The sequence below is a fragment of the Streptomyces sp. SPB162 genome (assembly GCF_029504575.1).
Taxonomy (GTDB): domain Bacteria; phylum Actinomycetota; class Actinomycetes; order Streptomycetales; family Streptomycetaceae; genus Actinacidiphila.
The window spans coordinates 66,902-80,996 of the sequence record NZ_JAQFII010000001.1; the positions used below are offsets into that span (position 1 = coordinate 66,902).

Annotated in this window: 14 protein-coding genes and 2 pseudogenes; 8 read left to right on the top strand and 8 right to left on the bottom strand. The window is 70.1% G+C overall.

Annotated elements, in window-relative coordinates:
• The first annotated feature begins 92 nt into the window (after positions 1 to 92).
• On the top strand, positions 93 to 743 hold the full coding sequence (locus tag M2266_RS00280; RefSeq protein ID WP_277436216.1) for an endonuclease: 651 nt from the start codon (positions 93 to 95) through the stop codon (positions 741 to 743).
• Here the strand turns inward: M2266_RS00280 and M2266_RS00285 are convergent.
• Positions 740 to 1,150 carry an ATP-binding protein gene (locus M2266_RS00285; protein ID WP_277436217.1) on the bottom strand — a complete coding sequence of 137 codons (411 nt, stop codon included), beginning with the start codon at positions 1,148 to 1,150 and terminating at the stop codon, positions 740 to 742. The two genes, M2266_RS00280 and M2266_RS00285, sit on opposite strands and share 4 nt — an antisense overlap.
• A 708-nt stretch (positions 1,151 to 1,858) precedes the next feature.
• Positions 1,859 to 2,123: pseudogene (locus M2266_RS00290) on the bottom strand (GlsB/YeaQ/YmgE family stress response membrane protein).
• A 263-nt stretch (positions 2,124 to 2,386) separates the two neighbouring features.
• On the opposite strand from M2266_RS00290, the gene M2266_RS00295 reads away from it, so the two are divergent.
• The gene (locus M2266_RS00295; protein ID WP_277436218.1) at positions 2,387 to 2,959 is read left to right on the top strand and encodes a dihydrofolate reductase family protein; all 573 of its coding nucleotides are present in this window, start codon (positions 2,387 to 2,389) and stop codon (positions 2,957 to 2,959) included.
• A 38-nt stretch (positions 2,960 to 2,997) separates the two neighbouring features.
• On the opposite strand, the gene M2266_RS00300 is transcribed toward M2266_RS00295, so the two are convergent.
• On the bottom strand, positions 2,998 to 4,026 hold the full coding sequence (locus M2266_RS00300; RefSeq protein WP_277436219.1) for a cation diffusion facilitator family transporter: 1,029 nt from the start codon (positions 4,024 to 4,026) through the stop codon (positions 2,998 to 3,000).
• Positions 4,027 to 4,381: 355 nt separating this feature from the next.
• On the opposite strand from M2266_RS00300, the gene M2266_RS00305 reads away from it, so the two are divergent.
• Together M2266_RS00305 and M2266_RS00310 are read left to right on the top strand one after the other, a co-directional pair.
• Positions 4,382 to 4,957, top strand: coding sequence for a carboxymuconolactone decarboxylase family protein (locus M2266_RS00305; protein WP_277436220.1), 576 nt, complete (start codon positions 4,382 to 4,384; stop codon positions 4,955 to 4,957).
• Positions 4,954 to 5,826: an RNA polymerase sigma-70 factor gene (locus M2266_RS00310; RefSeq protein WP_277436221.1), complete on the top strand. Its 873-nt coding sequence runs from the start codon at positions 4,954 to 4,956 to the stop codon at positions 5,824 to 5,826. Before M2266_RS00305 ends, M2266_RS00310 begins: the two co-directional genes overlap by 4 nt.
• Before the next feature lie 133 nt (positions 5,827 to 5,959).
• Here the strand turns inward: M2266_RS00310 and M2266_RS00315 are convergent, their stop codons facing one another.
• The 5 genes from M2266_RS00315 to M2266_RS00335 form a co-directional block, all read right to left on the bottom strand.
• Positions 5,960 to 7,141, bottom strand: coding sequence for a serine hydrolase domain-containing protein (locus tag M2266_RS00315; protein WP_277436222.1), 1,182 nt, complete (start codon positions 7,139 to 7,141; stop codon positions 5,960 to 5,962).
• Between the two features lie 147 nt (positions 7,142 to 7,288).
• The gene (locus M2266_RS00320; RefSeq protein ID WP_277436223.1) at positions 7,289 to 7,849 is read right to left on the bottom strand and encodes an EF-hand domain-containing protein; all 561 of its coding nucleotides are present in this window, start codon (positions 7,847 to 7,849) and stop codon (positions 7,289 to 7,291) included.
• A 191-nt stretch (positions 7,850 to 8,040) separates the two neighbouring features.
• Complete coding sequence (locus M2266_RS00325; protein ID WP_277436224.1) at positions 8,041 to 8,955, bottom strand: cyclase family protein; 915 nt, start codon at positions 8,953 to 8,955, stop codon at positions 8,041 to 8,043.
• Between the two features lie 122 nt (positions 8,956 to 9,077).
• Complete coding sequence (locus M2266_RS00330) at positions 9,078 to 10,076, bottom strand: zinc-dependent alcohol dehydrogenase family protein (RefSeq protein WP_277436225.1); 999 nt, start codon at positions 10,074 to 10,076, stop codon at positions 9,078 to 9,080.
• A gap of 326 nt (positions 10,077 to 10,402) precedes the next feature.
• A complete protein-coding gene (locus M2266_RS00335) occupies positions 10,403 to 10,639 on the bottom strand; it encodes a hypothetical protein (protein WP_277441014.1) in 237 nt (78 codons plus the stop codon).
• Positions 10,640 to 11,043: 404 nt separating this feature from the next.
• Here M2266_RS00335 and M2266_RS00340 point away from each other — a divergent pair, with 404 nt between their 5' ends.
• The 4 genes and pseudogenes from M2266_RS00340 to M2266_RS00350 all read left to right on the top strand — a co-directional run bounded on the left by M2266_RS00340 (position 11,044) and on the right by M2266_RS00350 (position 14,086).
• Entirely contained in the window at positions 11,044 to 11,817 is a 774-nt protein-coding gene (locus tag M2266_RS00340) for a PRC and DUF2382 domain-containing protein (protein ID WP_277436226.1), read from the top strand.
• Positions 11,818 to 12,016: 199 nt separating this feature from the next.
• Positions 12,017 to 12,122, top strand: a pseudogene (locus M2266_RS32255) (hydroxylase); the annotation flags it as partial.
• A gap of 92 nt (positions 12,123 to 12,214) precedes the next feature.
• Entirely contained in the window at positions 12,215 to 13,135 is a 921-nt protein-coding gene (locus M2266_RS00345; RefSeq protein ID WP_277436227.1) for an AraC family transcriptional regulator, read from the top strand.
• A 90-nt stretch (positions 13,136 to 13,225) separates the two neighbouring features.
• The gene (locus M2266_RS00350; protein ID WP_277436228.1) at positions 13,226 to 14,086 is read left to right on the top strand and encodes a carbohydrate-binding protein; all 861 of its coding nucleotides are present in this window, start codon (positions 13,226 to 13,228) and stop codon (positions 14,084 to 14,086) included.
• The last annotated feature ends 9 nt before the right edge of the window (positions 14,087 to 14,095 follow it).

Genomic DNA, 14,095 nt, shown 5'->3' on the forward strand with positions numbered 1-14,095 from the left:
CGGGGCGGCGGCACAGCATCTCCCCTGCGGCGGCGGTGCAGCATGCTGGTGGAGGCAACCGGCGTGGACGAGGCGGGTAAGGAGGTCGGAACATGACCGATGAGCTGGTCGACCGCCTGCTGCGCGAGCACGGGCAGACCTTCGCGGACGAGGCCGGCATCACCCTGCGGGACGAGCCTTCACCGCTGTACAGACTTCTGGTGCTGTCGTTGCTGAGTGCCACCCGCATCTCGGCCGGCATCGCGGTCGCCGCCGCACGGGAGCTGTCCCGAGACCGTCTGCGCACCGCGTCGACGATGGCGGCCGCGCCCTGGCAGCAGATCGTCGACGCGCTGGGACGGGCCCACTACAAGCGCTACGACGAGAGCACCGCCACCGCCCTGGGAGAGGGCGCCCGGATGCTGCAGGAGCGGTACCACGGCGATCTGCGGAAGCTGCGTCAGGAAGCCGACGGTGACGTCGAAAAGGTCCGCGCCCTGCTCCAGGAGCATCCGCGGATCGGGCCCGTCGGGTCGGACATCTTCTGCCGTGAGGTCCAGAGCGTCTGGACCGAACTGCAGCCGTACTGCGACCGGGCCACCTTGGACCAGTCGGCCGCACTGGGGCTACCGCACACGGCGTCCGGTCTGGCGCGCAGGATCGGCTCGACCGATGTCACTCGCCTGACCGCCGCTCTGGTGCGCGTCCGACTGCGCGGCGGCACATTCGACGGGGTCGGCCGCTCGACGGAGAACGGGTCCTAACGGGGCTCCGCGACCAGGCCCGGTGGCTGTAGTTCGGCCCACACCCGCTTGCCGGATCCGTACGGGGTCACACCCCATTGCCCGGCGGCCAGCGTCGCGACGATGCGCAATCCGTGGCCGCCTACCTTGCCGGGGTCTGCCGGGCACATCAGTGGCTGGGCCCGGGAGTCGTCGCGCACCGTGATCCGCAACCGGCTCGCCTCGAGGACCAGGGACAGCTCGACGGAGCCGCCGGCATGCCGCTGCGCGTTGGTGACCAGCTCGGACACCACGAGAGCGACCGAACCGATGTCGGGGTGCCAATCGGCGCACCACGGATAGTCCTGCACGTGCTTCAGCGCCCAGTCGCGGGCCACACCGACCTCACCACCGGCCGGAGCCACCGCCAGGAATCGCTCAACCATCATCCATCATCGCCCGCACCGTTCCTCCAAGGCCCCGCACCCACCAGCGGGCAGGATCGTCAGTACGCGCCTCGACAGGCGCCTGCCCGCATCTCGGGCATTCACCGCTTCCGCGGATCACCTTGTCCGCCGTGAACCGTGATTCCCGGCACAACGCAGCGGCCGCAGGAGCCGCGAGGATGTCGCCACCGTGCGCGCCGGCACCCGCCGCACGCGTCTCCACCCGAAAGCCGCCGCGCGCGCCGCGGTACGCACGGCACAATCCGGTGGGCGGCGGCCCGGGCGGTGAGGGTGGGCTGTGGCGGCCGGAGCGAGCCGGTCAGTCGTCCTCGGGCTTCGGCTTCCCGGCAGCGCGGGACCGCTCCGACGCGCCCTCTTCGTCCGCCAGGTCGTCCTCTTCCGGAGGATCACTCGTCCATGCGACGGGCGGCGTCGGGGCCGTGATGGTCTGCGGTTCTTCGGAGCCCGGTCGGGTGCTCGGCTGAGAGCCGGGCGCGTGGGGTGTCTTCGTTTCGTCGTCAGGATTCGCCATAAGGCACGTGTTCCCCCTCCGCTCCGTTCAAACGCCCTCCGACACGCCGCCCCGGCAAGAATAGGCAGGACGGCCCAACGATCTCGCGATATGTCGTCGCCTACGACGCCGGCCGGTGTCGGGCAACGGTCTGTTGCCCGACACCGGCCGGCGTTGTGCGCTGTGACGCGGAAGCGGAGTCAGTGACGAGCCTTCGCTCGATCCAGGGCCGCGACACCGACCGCGGCCAGGGCGATCTGGATGAGCCATTCGATCCAGTCGACGCCGTTGGTGTCGTCCACGTTCAGAGCATGGGCGATGGCAGCCCCGATGAACGCTGCCAGGATGCCGACCAGAATGGTCCAGATGATTCCGATGTGCTGCCGACCGGGCACGACGAGGCGTCCCAGGACACCGATGATGATGCCGATGACCACGGCGGCTGATGATGCCTGAGATCTCCATGACGTCCTCTCCTTGTGGGCTCTTCTGCAGCGACGTCTGCCCCCTGCTCGCAGGAACAAGCGGATCCCGGCGCGATCCCCGGTAGGTGTCAGGTCCGACCGGGCGGGCGCGGCGGCGCCGAGCTCAGCCGTTCAGGACCGATGAGTTTCTGCGTGATCCGCAGTCGAAGAGAATAGTTGGGTGCGCTGCGACCGCCGGCGTGGTCGAATCGCTCACCTGCCGAATCCGTCGGAACCCAGACATCAGACACCGAGGAATCTCAGATGCGCACTCTGATCAGCACCGCCTTCGTCTCCCTCGACGGCGTCGTGGAAGCTCCGGGCGGGGAGCCCGGTTACCGGAACGCCGGGTGGACCTTCAAGAACATCGAGTTCCTCCCCGAGGCGTTCGAGATCAAGGGCCGGGAGCAGAAGGAAGCCTCCGCCATGATGATGGGCCGGGTCAGCTATGAGGCGTTCAGCCCGGTGTGGCCCGGCATGGAGGATTTCGCCGACTACAAGGTGATGCCGAAGTACGTCGTCTCCACCACCCTCACCGAGGACGACCTGGTCGCGAACTGGGGCGAGACCACGATTCTGCGTTCGCTCGACGACGTCGCCGCGCTGAAGGAGACCGAGGGCGGCCCGATCATCGTGCACGGCAGCGCCTCGCTGAACCAGCACCTGTCCGACGCCGGCCTGATCGACCGCTACCACCTGCTCGTCTTCCCGCTTCTGCTCGGCGCGGGCAAGCGTCTGTTCAGCGGCACGGACAAGGACACCCAGAAGCTGAAGCTCGTCGAACACGCGGCCTACGCCAACGGCCTGCAGAAGAACGTCTTCGACGTCGTCCGCTGACACCGCTCCCACGGCCGTCCTGCCCTCCGCATCCGCGGTCAGTGGTCGTGGGGGCCAGGGCGGTGGACGGGTCCGTGGGCGTCGTCGCAGTACGGATCCTGTTCACCGCCCGCCGGCGTGGCGATCTGCAGCAGCCCGGAGCTCTCCTCCTCGCCGACGTGGTCGACCTGCAAGGTCGCGTGCTCGATGCGGTACTCGTCCCTCAGCAGCTGCCGCAGCGTACGGCGTACGGCGTGACAGTCGCGGCCGGGCTGCACCAGCACGTGGGCGGAGAGGGCGTTCTGTCCGGAGGTGATCTGCCAGACGTGCAGGTCGTGGATCTCCACGACGGTGTCCTGCGCGGCGAGGCGGTCGCCGAGGACGTCGGGGTCCACTCCGACGGGCGCGGCCTCGAGGAAGATCCGAGCCGAGTCGCGGATCAGCCCGTACCCGGCCTTGAGCATCAGGGCGACGACGAACAGCGAGGCGACCGCGTCCGCGCGCACGAAACCCGTGGTCAGCACGACCGCTCCGGCGACGGCGGTGGCGATGAAGCCGAACAGGTCGGTGAGGATGTGCTGGTAGGCACCCTCGACGTTCAGCGACGTACGGTTGGCCTTGGAGATCGACCACGCCGCGGCGAGGTTGACCACCACGCCGACCAGGGCGGTGATCAGGACGAGGCCGCCGGTGACGGCGGGCGGGTCGATCAGCCGACGGACCGCCTCGTACGCCAGCCACACCGACAGGAGCAGCAGAGTCAAGCCGTTGGCCTGCGCGGACAGGATCTCCACCCGCTTGAGCCCGTACGTGTAGTGCCCTTTCGCGGGCCGGGCCGCGAGGCGCATCGCGATGAGCGCCAGAACGATCGAGACGACATCGGTGAGCATGTGCGCGGCGTCCGAGATCAGCGCGAGGGAGTTCGCGGCCACGCCGACGACGACCTCGGCGCACATGAACACACCGATCAGCGCCAGGGCGATCGTCAGCCACCGCCGGTCCGCGTCGGCGGCCACCCCGTGCGAGTACCCCGCATGACCATCCCCGCCGCCGGGGCCGGCGGCGTGATCATGCTCGTGGTCACTCACAACGGCCTCCAAGACGCGCGGACGGGTTCGGCTGGGGTCAAGTGAACCGCAGCAGTGCCGCTTCCACCAAAGGTTGCAATGGGGACCGTTACCACTGTCACCTGCGACGATATGCAGGCAAGTGCGGCGCACCGCGCGAGCGGACGGGTTTCCCCCGGGTGGCCGCGACGACGCGGACACACCGGCACGCCCCTCCGCCGACGATCTCCCCTCCCCCGTCTCCTGCCCGGCCCGGGCATGGCCGCCGGTTGACTCCGCCGGCTGACGAGCCGTCCGCGGCGGCGAAGGACGATGTCACATCCGAGGACCCGGCGGTGTCTTCATGTCGAACCAGTGAACGTCCAAGGAGGACACCATGGCGATACGCGTTCCGAAGGCGGAGCTCCCCACCACACTCCGCGACAGCATGATCGAGCAGCTCGGCGCGGTGCCGGAGCCCGTCGAAGTGGTGTGGCACAGCCCCGCGGTCGGCACATCGAACCTGGAGTTCTCCGCCAAGGTGGGCGCGTGGGACGCGGCCGACACGAGCCTCAAGTCGTTCGCGCACATGGCCGTCGCGGCGAAGGTCGGGTGCGGTTGGTGCCTGGACGTCGGCTACTTCCAGGCGCAGAACCAGAAGCTGGACCTGACCAAGGCGAGCCAGGTGCCCCGCTGGCGGAAGTCGGAGGTGTTCACCCTGCTGGAGCGGGACGTGCTGGAGTACGCCGAGGCCATGTCGGACACGCCGTTGACGGTCACCGACGAGCTCTACGCACGTCTGCTGGCGCGGCTCGGCCCGGCGGCGATGGTCGAGCTCACGGCGTTCGTCGCCTTCGTCAACATGGCCACCAGGAACAACATCGCGAACGGGATCGAGTCGCAGGGGTTCTCCGACGCCTGCGAGATCGCGCTGGCCGCCCGTCCCACGGCCGACGTAGCGTCGCCCGCATGACCGGGAACCCGTTCGTGACCCACCGCAGCCTGCTGTTCACCGTGGCCTACGAGATGCTCGGGTCGGCGGCCGACGCGGAGGACGTGGTGCAGGAGTCCTGGCTGCGGTGGGCCGACGTCGACGCCTCACAGGTACGGGACCCCCGGGCGTACCTCGTCCGGATCGTCACGCGGCAAGCGCTCAACCGCCTGCGGTCGCTGTCCCGCAGCCGCGAGGAGTACGTCGGCGAGTGGCTGCCGGAACCGCTGCTGACCAGCCCTGACGTCGCCGAGGACGTCGAGCTCGCGGAGAGCGTCTCGATCGCGATGCTGACCGTGCTGGAAACGCTCGGGCCGACGGAGCGGGCGGTGTTCGTGCTGCGCGAGGTCTTCGACGTCCCGTACGGCGAGATCGCCGAAGCCGTCGGGAAGTCCGCGGCGACGGTGCGACAGGTCGCGCGGCGGGCGCGCGAGCACGTGGCGGCCCGGCGACCGCGCGTGCAGGTGAGCCGATCGGAGCAGCAGGCGGTGGTGGAGCGGTTCCTGGCCGCGGTACGGACCGGGCAGTTGCAGGAACTGGTGGAGGTCATGGCACCGGACGTGGTCCTGATCGCCGACGGTGGCGGCCTCGCCGCGGCCGCGCCGGCCCCGATCCACGGGGTCGAAGCGGTGGCGAACGTGCTCGCACGCGCGCAGCAGGCGGGAGTGACCACCCTCGAGGCGACGGCGGTGTGGCTCAACGGCGCGCCTGCGGGCCGGATCGAGATCGACGGCGAGTTGGCCACGGCGTTGAGCGTCGTGGTGGAGGATGGCCGGATCACCCGGGTGTACCTGGTGCGGAACCCGCAGAAACTGACGCGGCTGGACGAACCGTCGGAACTCGCGAGGTAGGCCGCAGCCGCTGTGGCGTCGTGGGTGTTCCGGGCGGTCGCAGCCGCCCGGAACACCCACGGCTACGCGTCAGGACGTGGTCGACCGACTGATCGATCGGCCAATGCTCCGGACGGTCCCTGACGGGCGCGCGTCAACGGCACAGGGCCGCGTCCACGATGCGGTCGACGCGTCCTCTGGTCGCTTCGTCGGACAGCTGCATACTCACCGCGACGTTGGCGGCGCGGCCGCCGACGGTGGCTCCGCCGCGCGTCTCGTATCCCGGGTAGCTACCGCCATGGCCCCAGTAGAGACCGCCGCAGGACAGCGGCTTGCTCACCAGCCCCAGCCCGTAGCGGGCGCCGGGGCCGAAGGTCTCCTCCGCGGGGACGGTGGTGCCGCGCATCTGGACGCGCTGAGCGGGCTTGAGCAGGCTGCCGGTCAGAAGCTCCGAGAAGAACCGGTCGAGGTCGGAGTTGGTGGAGATCATCTGACCCGCCGCCCAGGCCCAGGAGGGGTCGAACTCCGTCACGTCCTGCAGCGGCGCGCCGGCCGAATCCCTGTAGTAGCCCGTGGGATGGGGTTCTCGGATGGTCACGTCACCGGCGGCGGGGAAGTAGGTGTGGCGTAGACCGATCTTTTTGATGATGCGCCGGTCGATCTCGTGGGCGAGCGTCCTGTGGGTGACTTTCTCGACTATCAGGCCCGCCAGTACGTAGTTCGTGTTGCTGTACTTCCATTTCTCCCCAGGGTCGAACTCGGCCTTGTGCCGGAGTGCGATGTCGAGGAGCTCGCGGGGTTCGAAGTGCCGGACGTCGTCACCGAGATAGTTGCTGTAGTTGGGAAGGCCGCTGGTCTGCTGCAGGAGCTGACGGACTTTGATGCGGCGCCCGTCAATGCCCTCCCCGCGCACGACGCCCGGAAGGTAGGTGTCGACCGGGGCATCGAGTCCCATCTTCCCCTCTCCCACCAGCTGCAGCACGACCACGGCGGTGAACGTCTTGGTGTTGCTGCCGATGCGCACCTGGCCGTCCCGGGGCACTTCCGATCCGGTGGCCAGGTCGCCGACCCCTGCGGTGTAGGTACGGTTCCGGCCGTCGCGGCCCTGGACGCTCGCCAGCGCGGCCGGAATGCCCTCGTCCGCCACCAGCGCGCTCAGCCCCTGCTGAACAGTGTCCGGCCGGGTGGCGGCGGACGCCGCGGGCGGCGTCAGCGCACCCATCGTCAGCACGCCCACGCCCACGGCCACCGCGGCCGCGGCCGGCACGGCGCGCCAACCGGTCCGGGTCCGACGCTGCTGGGAAGAACGGGATCTCTGCCATGCCTGCTCGCGCACGGACCAACTCCTACGGGATCGGGGAACCAGCGGTATGTGCTCGGCCCAGCATGTCCGCACACGACCATCCGCCACGATCCCGCTACCCGCACAACCCCAGGTGGGGCTACCCCCCGAATACACGGGTGGTCGGACGGGGGTGGGAGTTCAGTCCGCTCGGGGGTGTCCCTGGCTCGGGATGCGGCCGCAGACCAGGTTGCCGGGCTCAGCCGGGTCGTCGCTGATCCAGAACTGGGACCAGAGCACGGCGAACTCCGGGCGGCTGAGGTAGCCGTCGCCGTCCAGGTCGAGGAGGTCGAAGACCTCGTCGGTATCGATGCTCTGCCCGTGCCAGGTCTCGATGAGCCGACGGTGTTCACTGCGGGAGATCCGGCCGTCCCCGTTCTCGTCGACGGCGTCGAAGAGCGTGTCGGCGGTCGCCGTGACGGCCTCGCGCATGGTGGGCAGCAGGTCCACGAGGGCGAGGAGTTCGTCGATGTCGACCCGGCCGTCGCGGTCGGCGTCCCCGACCGTCCGCAGGCCCTCCCACCAGCCCATGACGACCTCCTCGACCCGGGCGCGCAGGTCCGTCCCCGGCTCAACTCCCGGCAGCCGGCCCCAACGGATGACGAGCGCCTCGAAGTCGTCCCTCCGCAGGTAACCGTCCCCGTCCGCGTCGAACGCCGCGAACATCCCCTCGACCTTGTTCCGCTGGAACACGCTGGCCATGATCGACCCCCCTCTTGCACCGGACCACAGGAACGCCCTCACGTAGGGCGATCAACCAGCAACCATAGGTGAGTTCGGGTGCGCCGAGGGGGTTCACCTGATTCGGACATGTGATCCCCACGGTGCCCTGCGCCCGGTGGCACCCACCACGACGCGAACCGGCGCTCCTTGACCGCCCGAGGGTCGCCGGATTACCGGTTCCGGTCCACGAGCGCGTAGGCCCGTACGGGAAAGGTGCCCATGCCCTCGACCGCCGGTGGTGCGGCGGTGAAGCGGAAGCCGTGGGGCGGCAGCTGTTCCAGCCCTCGCAGGTGCTCGACCACGGGGATGCCCGCGGCGAGCAGTTGGGTGTGAGCGGGCCGGGTCCCGTCGGTCGTGCTGTCGATGTTGAGCGAGTCGATCCCCACCAGGGCCGGTTGCTGCTCGGCGAGCCAGGCCGCCGCATCGCGCGTCAGGTAGGGGTGGCCGTCACCGTACCGCTCGGTGCCCCAGTGCCGGTCCCAGCCGGTGTGGATCAGGACGGCCTTTCCGGCCACGTCGTGCGGCAGCAGGAGTGCCCGGTCGACGGCGCGCCCCCCGGTGCCCGTCACCCGGATCACCACGCCGTCCAGGTCGGTCAGCCGCTCCAGTGCCAGCGCGGCAAGGTCGTCCCCGTCGCCGAAGCGGTGGAAGGGGGCGTCGAGGTAGGTGCCGGTGTTGGCCACCATCGCGATGTGTCCGATGGAGAACTCGGTGCCGGGGGTGTAGATGCCGCGCGAGGCCTCGCGGGTCAGGTGCTCGCCGATCTCGGGGCCCGGCAGCCCCGGAAGGGTCACCATGCCCTGCCGGATCGGGTGGCTCAGGTCCACCGTCCGGCCCTTGGAGGCGGCGGTCGATTCCGCGCCGCGCGAGCCTTTGTGGGGCTCACGCAGCATCTGCCGTCCGCTGACGTGTACCTCGCCGACCATGAGCAGGCCCAGGTGGCGCACGAACAACTCCCCGACCTCCCGGTCGGTGATGTCCGACCCCGGCACGTCCAGCCGGAATCCCTGGGTCTGCAGTGCTCCGCCGTTGGCGAAGACAACTTCGGCGTCGAACTGCACACGCCATTGCTCCGTGGTTTCCATGCTCCGATGATCAGCGCAGACCTGCCGTATTTCCATCGGATTTCCTGAAGCACTACCGAAGCCCGCTGATGACGATCGACGGCGCGGAGCCCTCCGCAGCCCGCCCCGCGCCGTGCCCGGTGTCAGTGCGCCACCGTGACCACGATCTTGCCGAACTGGGTGTTGGACTCCATGTGCCGGTGCGCCTGGACGATCTCCTCCAGCGGGAAGAGGCGATCCACCACCGGGCGCAGGGAGCCGGTGTGCAGGCCCGAGGTGATGAAGGCCGCGGCGCGGCGCATCCGTTGGGGGTCCCTGGTGATCTCCAGCATGGTGAAGGTGCGCAGGTTCAGTGCGGGCATGCCCAGGTCGAAGCCGGGATAGGGAGTGGGCTGCCCGCTCTGCGCGCCCCACAGGAACACCGTTCCGTCGGGGGCCACCGCTCGCGCCAGGTCGGCCACGCCCGGCCCGGCGACAGCGTCGAAGACGAACTCCGCGCCCCGGCCGCCGGTGATCTCCAACACCCGTCCCGCCACGTCCTCCTCGTCGGAGACGATCACCTCGGCCGCGCCCTCGTCCAGCAGTCGCTGCCGCTTGTCGCGGGTGCGGGTGACGGCGACCGGCGTGGCGCCCACCCGGTTCGCGGTCTGGACGGCGGCCAGGCCGACGCTGCTCGATGCGGCGGTCACCACCGCGACGTCGCCGGCCCGCATTCCTCCCACCTCGACCATCGCGCCATAGGCCGTGAGGTAGGGCATCCACACCGCCGATCCGGTCACCGCGTCCACCGCGTCCGGGCGGGGCAGCAGCGCACCGGCCGGCACGATCGCCCGCTCGGCGTACACGCCGTAGTCGTTGTACGAGAAGCTCGGGACGACGCTGACCGGCTGGCCGACATCGAACCCGGTCACCCCCGGGCCGACCGCTTCGATCACCCCGGCCGCCTCGTTGCCGAGCCTGGCGGGCAGGTTCTCGGCCCGCTGAATGTACCGGCCGCTCCTGAACAGTGCCTCCGCCCTGTTGAGCCCGATCGCGTCCACCCGGACGCGCGCCTCGCCCGGCCCCGGCTCGCCCGTGTCCAGGTCCTCGACCCGCAACACCTCGGGCCCACCGATCTCGTGGAACCGCACAGTCCTCGCCATGGCACCATCCTTCGTCCGCGGGAAACCCGGTTCACCGTGACACAGAAGTACGATGCCGGTCAAACTTTCACGCGCGTCGTACTAGGAGGGCAGTGAAGACAAGCCGCCACTGCCCTACCCGAACAGGGGGAACCGGGCCTCGTCCGCGCCCAAGCGGGCACGGTCGGCCTCCGACAGCGCCGCCCGCCCGGTCGCCGCGCGCGTACTGCTCGTCGGCCGCCGGCCGGCGGCCGCGCCCACGGGCTCCGGACCGAGCGGACCGCTCGACCGGTACCCGGCGCGGGGAGTTCGTCGACCGACCGGCGGAGGGGCCGGGGGCCCTCGCGTCATCCCCCGCTCGGAACCTCGATGGTCTTGCCGCTCGCGTCGACGGTGTGGGTGTTCCAGTAGGTGTCCCACGTGTCACCGACGTGCTCGGGAACCTTCCCCTGCGGGAAGCGGACGTATCCCTTGGGCGGCTCCTGGCCGTTGGGAGCACAAGCGCGGCCGGAGCTGCCCACCGCCAGGACCGGGTACTCCCCGCCCCCGCAGATCGCGTCCTCGGACGAGCAGCCGGCCAGCATCGTCACGGTCAGGCAGCCCACCGCCAGGGCCCCCAGCACGGACCGCAGCGGGCGACCGGCGGCTGCGGGCGGCAAGGCGTGGACTCGGTCGGCCATACGCACGGGTGGTGTCCCCCTTGGAAGAGTTGGTACGACCAGCCTGCCCCAAGAGGTGCGGGTCATCATGAGTACGGATACTCAGGATGACGACCCCCCGGCGCCGTTCACCCGGACGGCCCACCCCACCCGCCGCCCACGCCCACCTGAACACCGCCCCTGACCTGCCGATTCACAGCAGCCGGCCTACCCCTTCCCCCCGCACCCGGGTTGCTCGGCCGGTGGCAGCGGGGCGGGATGGGGAGCAGGGCGCGTCCACTCGTGCGGGGAGAAGACCCTCGCAGGCGTGTGCCGAGGAGTGATCATTCATGGCAGCCGATGGCGTTTTTCGGGACTCGAATGAGCTCAAGGGCCTGACCGCCTACGATGCCGGCGGAGAGAAGATCGGCCACGTCCAGGAAGTCTATTTCGACGACCGGACGGGCCGCCCGGACTGGGTGACCGTCAAAACCGGCATGTTCGGCACGAAGGAGTCCTTCGTGCCGCTGGCGGGTGCCCGCAGCGACGGTGACGCCCTGCACGTCGCGCACGACAAGGCCACCGTCAAGGACGCGCCCCGCCTGGACGCCGGCCAGCACCTGGACGTGACCCAGGAGCAGGAACTCTTCGCGCACTACGGACTGAGTGACCGCAACGGCGTCAGCGGCGCGCCCGGGGTGGGCGGCAACCGCCCGTCGGCCCCGCTGTCCGACCGCGACATGGACGCGTCGATGGTGCGTTCCGAGGAGCAGCCGCACGTGGAAACCGAGGAGCACGAAGTCGGTCGCGCACGGCTGCGCAAGGTCGTCGTCACGGAGAACGTGACCACCACCGTTCCCGTCTCCCACGAGGAGGTCCGGGTCGTCCACGAGCCCATCGACGCCAACGACAGGGCGGCCAGCGGCGGCCGGGTCGCCGAGGGCGAGACCGAGGTGACGCTGCACGCCGAGCAGCCCGTGGCGCGCAAGGAGACCGTGGGTGTGGAGCGGGTGCGAATGGAGACCGAGAAGGTCACCGAGCAGCAGGAAGTCAGGGCCGACGTACGCAAGGAAGAGATCAAGTCCGACAACGACGACCAGGGCAAGCCGGGTCGACACCGCTGACCACCTGCACGGGCACCGTGAAGGAGTCAGCCGCCTGAAAGCTTGCGGCGGCCCCTGCGCACCGGACGGGAGCAGGGGCTGCCGCATGCCCTGAACTCCCGAGTCTCCCGACCTGTTCGCCGACCTGTTCGCCGACCCGCGCGAGAACGTTGCGCAGCCAGAGACGACCTCCCCGTTGACTTCGGCGGTCAGCGCGCCCACGCCCCGGCCGCTCCGGCCCGGCGACACCGTCACCCCTCACCGTCGAGGGCATCGGCGCGGTGTCCGACACCGCGGTCCCGGGGCCGGATCCCGTCCCGCTGCCCGCCTGCCCGCCCGCGTCACGGGTCCGCAAGCGTCCCGGGTCCGCCCGCGACACGGCTCGCCAGACGGCGTCACGGGACGGCACACTGCCACCATGGTCGACACCCCGGGCGAGGCACTGGAACTGCACAGGCTGAAGGTGGCGCAACTGGGCGTGCTCCCTTTCGCCATCGGATCGTTCGACACCATAGGGCCGCTGGCCAAGGCCGACTTCCCGCACCGGCACACGTTCTACGAGATCGCGCTGGTGACGCGTGGCCGCGGCGCGCACGTGGTGGACCTCGTACGGCAGGACCTCGATCCGCCGTACCTGTACGCCATGGTGCCCGGGCAGGTCCACTACTGGGAGGACTGCGAGGACATCGCCGGATGGGTGCTGCTGTTCAACGAGGACTTCCTCCTGCCCCACCCCGGGGACGCGGAGGTCATCCGCCGGCTCAGCGCCCGGCCGAGGCTGCGACCCGATCGGGAGGAGGCGGCCGGCCTGCAGATGTTGCTGGCGGAGCTGGACCGCGAGTACCGGCAGGCCGCCCGGGGGCACATCGGCATCATCTCCTCGTACCTGCACATCCTGGTGCTGCGGGCGTTACGGATGCCCGATCCGGCGGCGCCCGGGGAGGGGGCGGGCGCCGCCGGGCGGGCCGGGGAACTGGTGGACCGTTTCCGGTTGTTGATCGCACAACCGGGCCCACGGCTCCACTCGGTCGAGGAGTGCGCCCGTGAGCTGCGCGTCTCGACGAGTTACATGCACGACGCGGTCAAACGCGGAACCGGAAGGACTCCGGGCCAGCTGATCAGGGCGCGGCAGATCCTGGAGGCGAAACGACTCATCGCCGGCACGAGCCTGACGATCCGCCAGGTCGCCGCCGAGGTCGGCTTCGTCGACCCTGCGTACTTCTCCCGGTTCTTCCGCCGGGAGACGGGGGTGTCCCCCGGGGACTTCCGCCGGGCGGTCGGCGAAAAGCACCACGACCCGGCAGGACGGTCCCTCGCCGTCCCCCGGCCCCCTGCGTAGATTCGCACTCATGCCCGGAGAGCACGGCTGACGTGCCAATTCTTGCCGTCGGCTATGTCATGCGCATGCCCTACCCCGAAGGAGAGACCTGTGCCCACCCCCCACGACGAGTCCAGCGGTTCCCCGGCCCTCGAGGAACACCGGGGTATCAGCCGCAAGAACCTGATCAAGGCCGCCTTACTGGCCGGCACCGTGCCGCTGCTGACCGGCGGTGGGGTAGCACTGGCCCGGGACCGCGCCGTAGCGGCCCCGAACCGGCCGCTGTCCGCGACTCCCGCGTGCCACGACGGCGACGCGACGACGCTCACCAACATCGAAGGGCCCTACTTCAAGCCCAACTCGCCCCTGCGGACGAACCTCGTCGGCGCCGGCCTGCCCGGGACGCCCCTCACGGTCAGCGGCTACGTGTTCGGCCGGGACTGCCGGCCAGTCTCCGGCGCGCTGCTGGACTTCTGGCAGGCCGACGACAACGGCGGCTACGACATGAACGGCTTCACCCTGCGCGGCCACCAGTTCAGCACCGCTCAGGGCGCGTTCGGCCTGACGACCATCGTGCCGGGTCTCTACCCGGGACGCACCCGGCACATCCACGTCAAGGTCCAGGCGCCGGGCAAGCCCATCCTCACCACGCAGCTGTACTTCCCCAACGAGCCCCGCAACAGCACCGACGCCTACTACGACAGACGGCTCCAGATGACCGTGCGGCAGGTCGGGTCGGGTGAGCAGGCCACGTTCGACTTCGTCCTGAACGTCACGGGCTCCCCCACACCGCCGCCGACCACCCCGCCGCCGACCACCCCCGGCGGAGAGGGAACCTGGGCACCGGACACCGCTTACCAGGCGGGCCGGCAGGTCACCTACGGCGGACAGACCTACCAGTGCGTCCAGGCCCACACCTCGATGGCCGGCTGGGAGCCGCCCAACGTGCCCGCCTTGTGGCAGCGCCTCTGACCGGGAAGA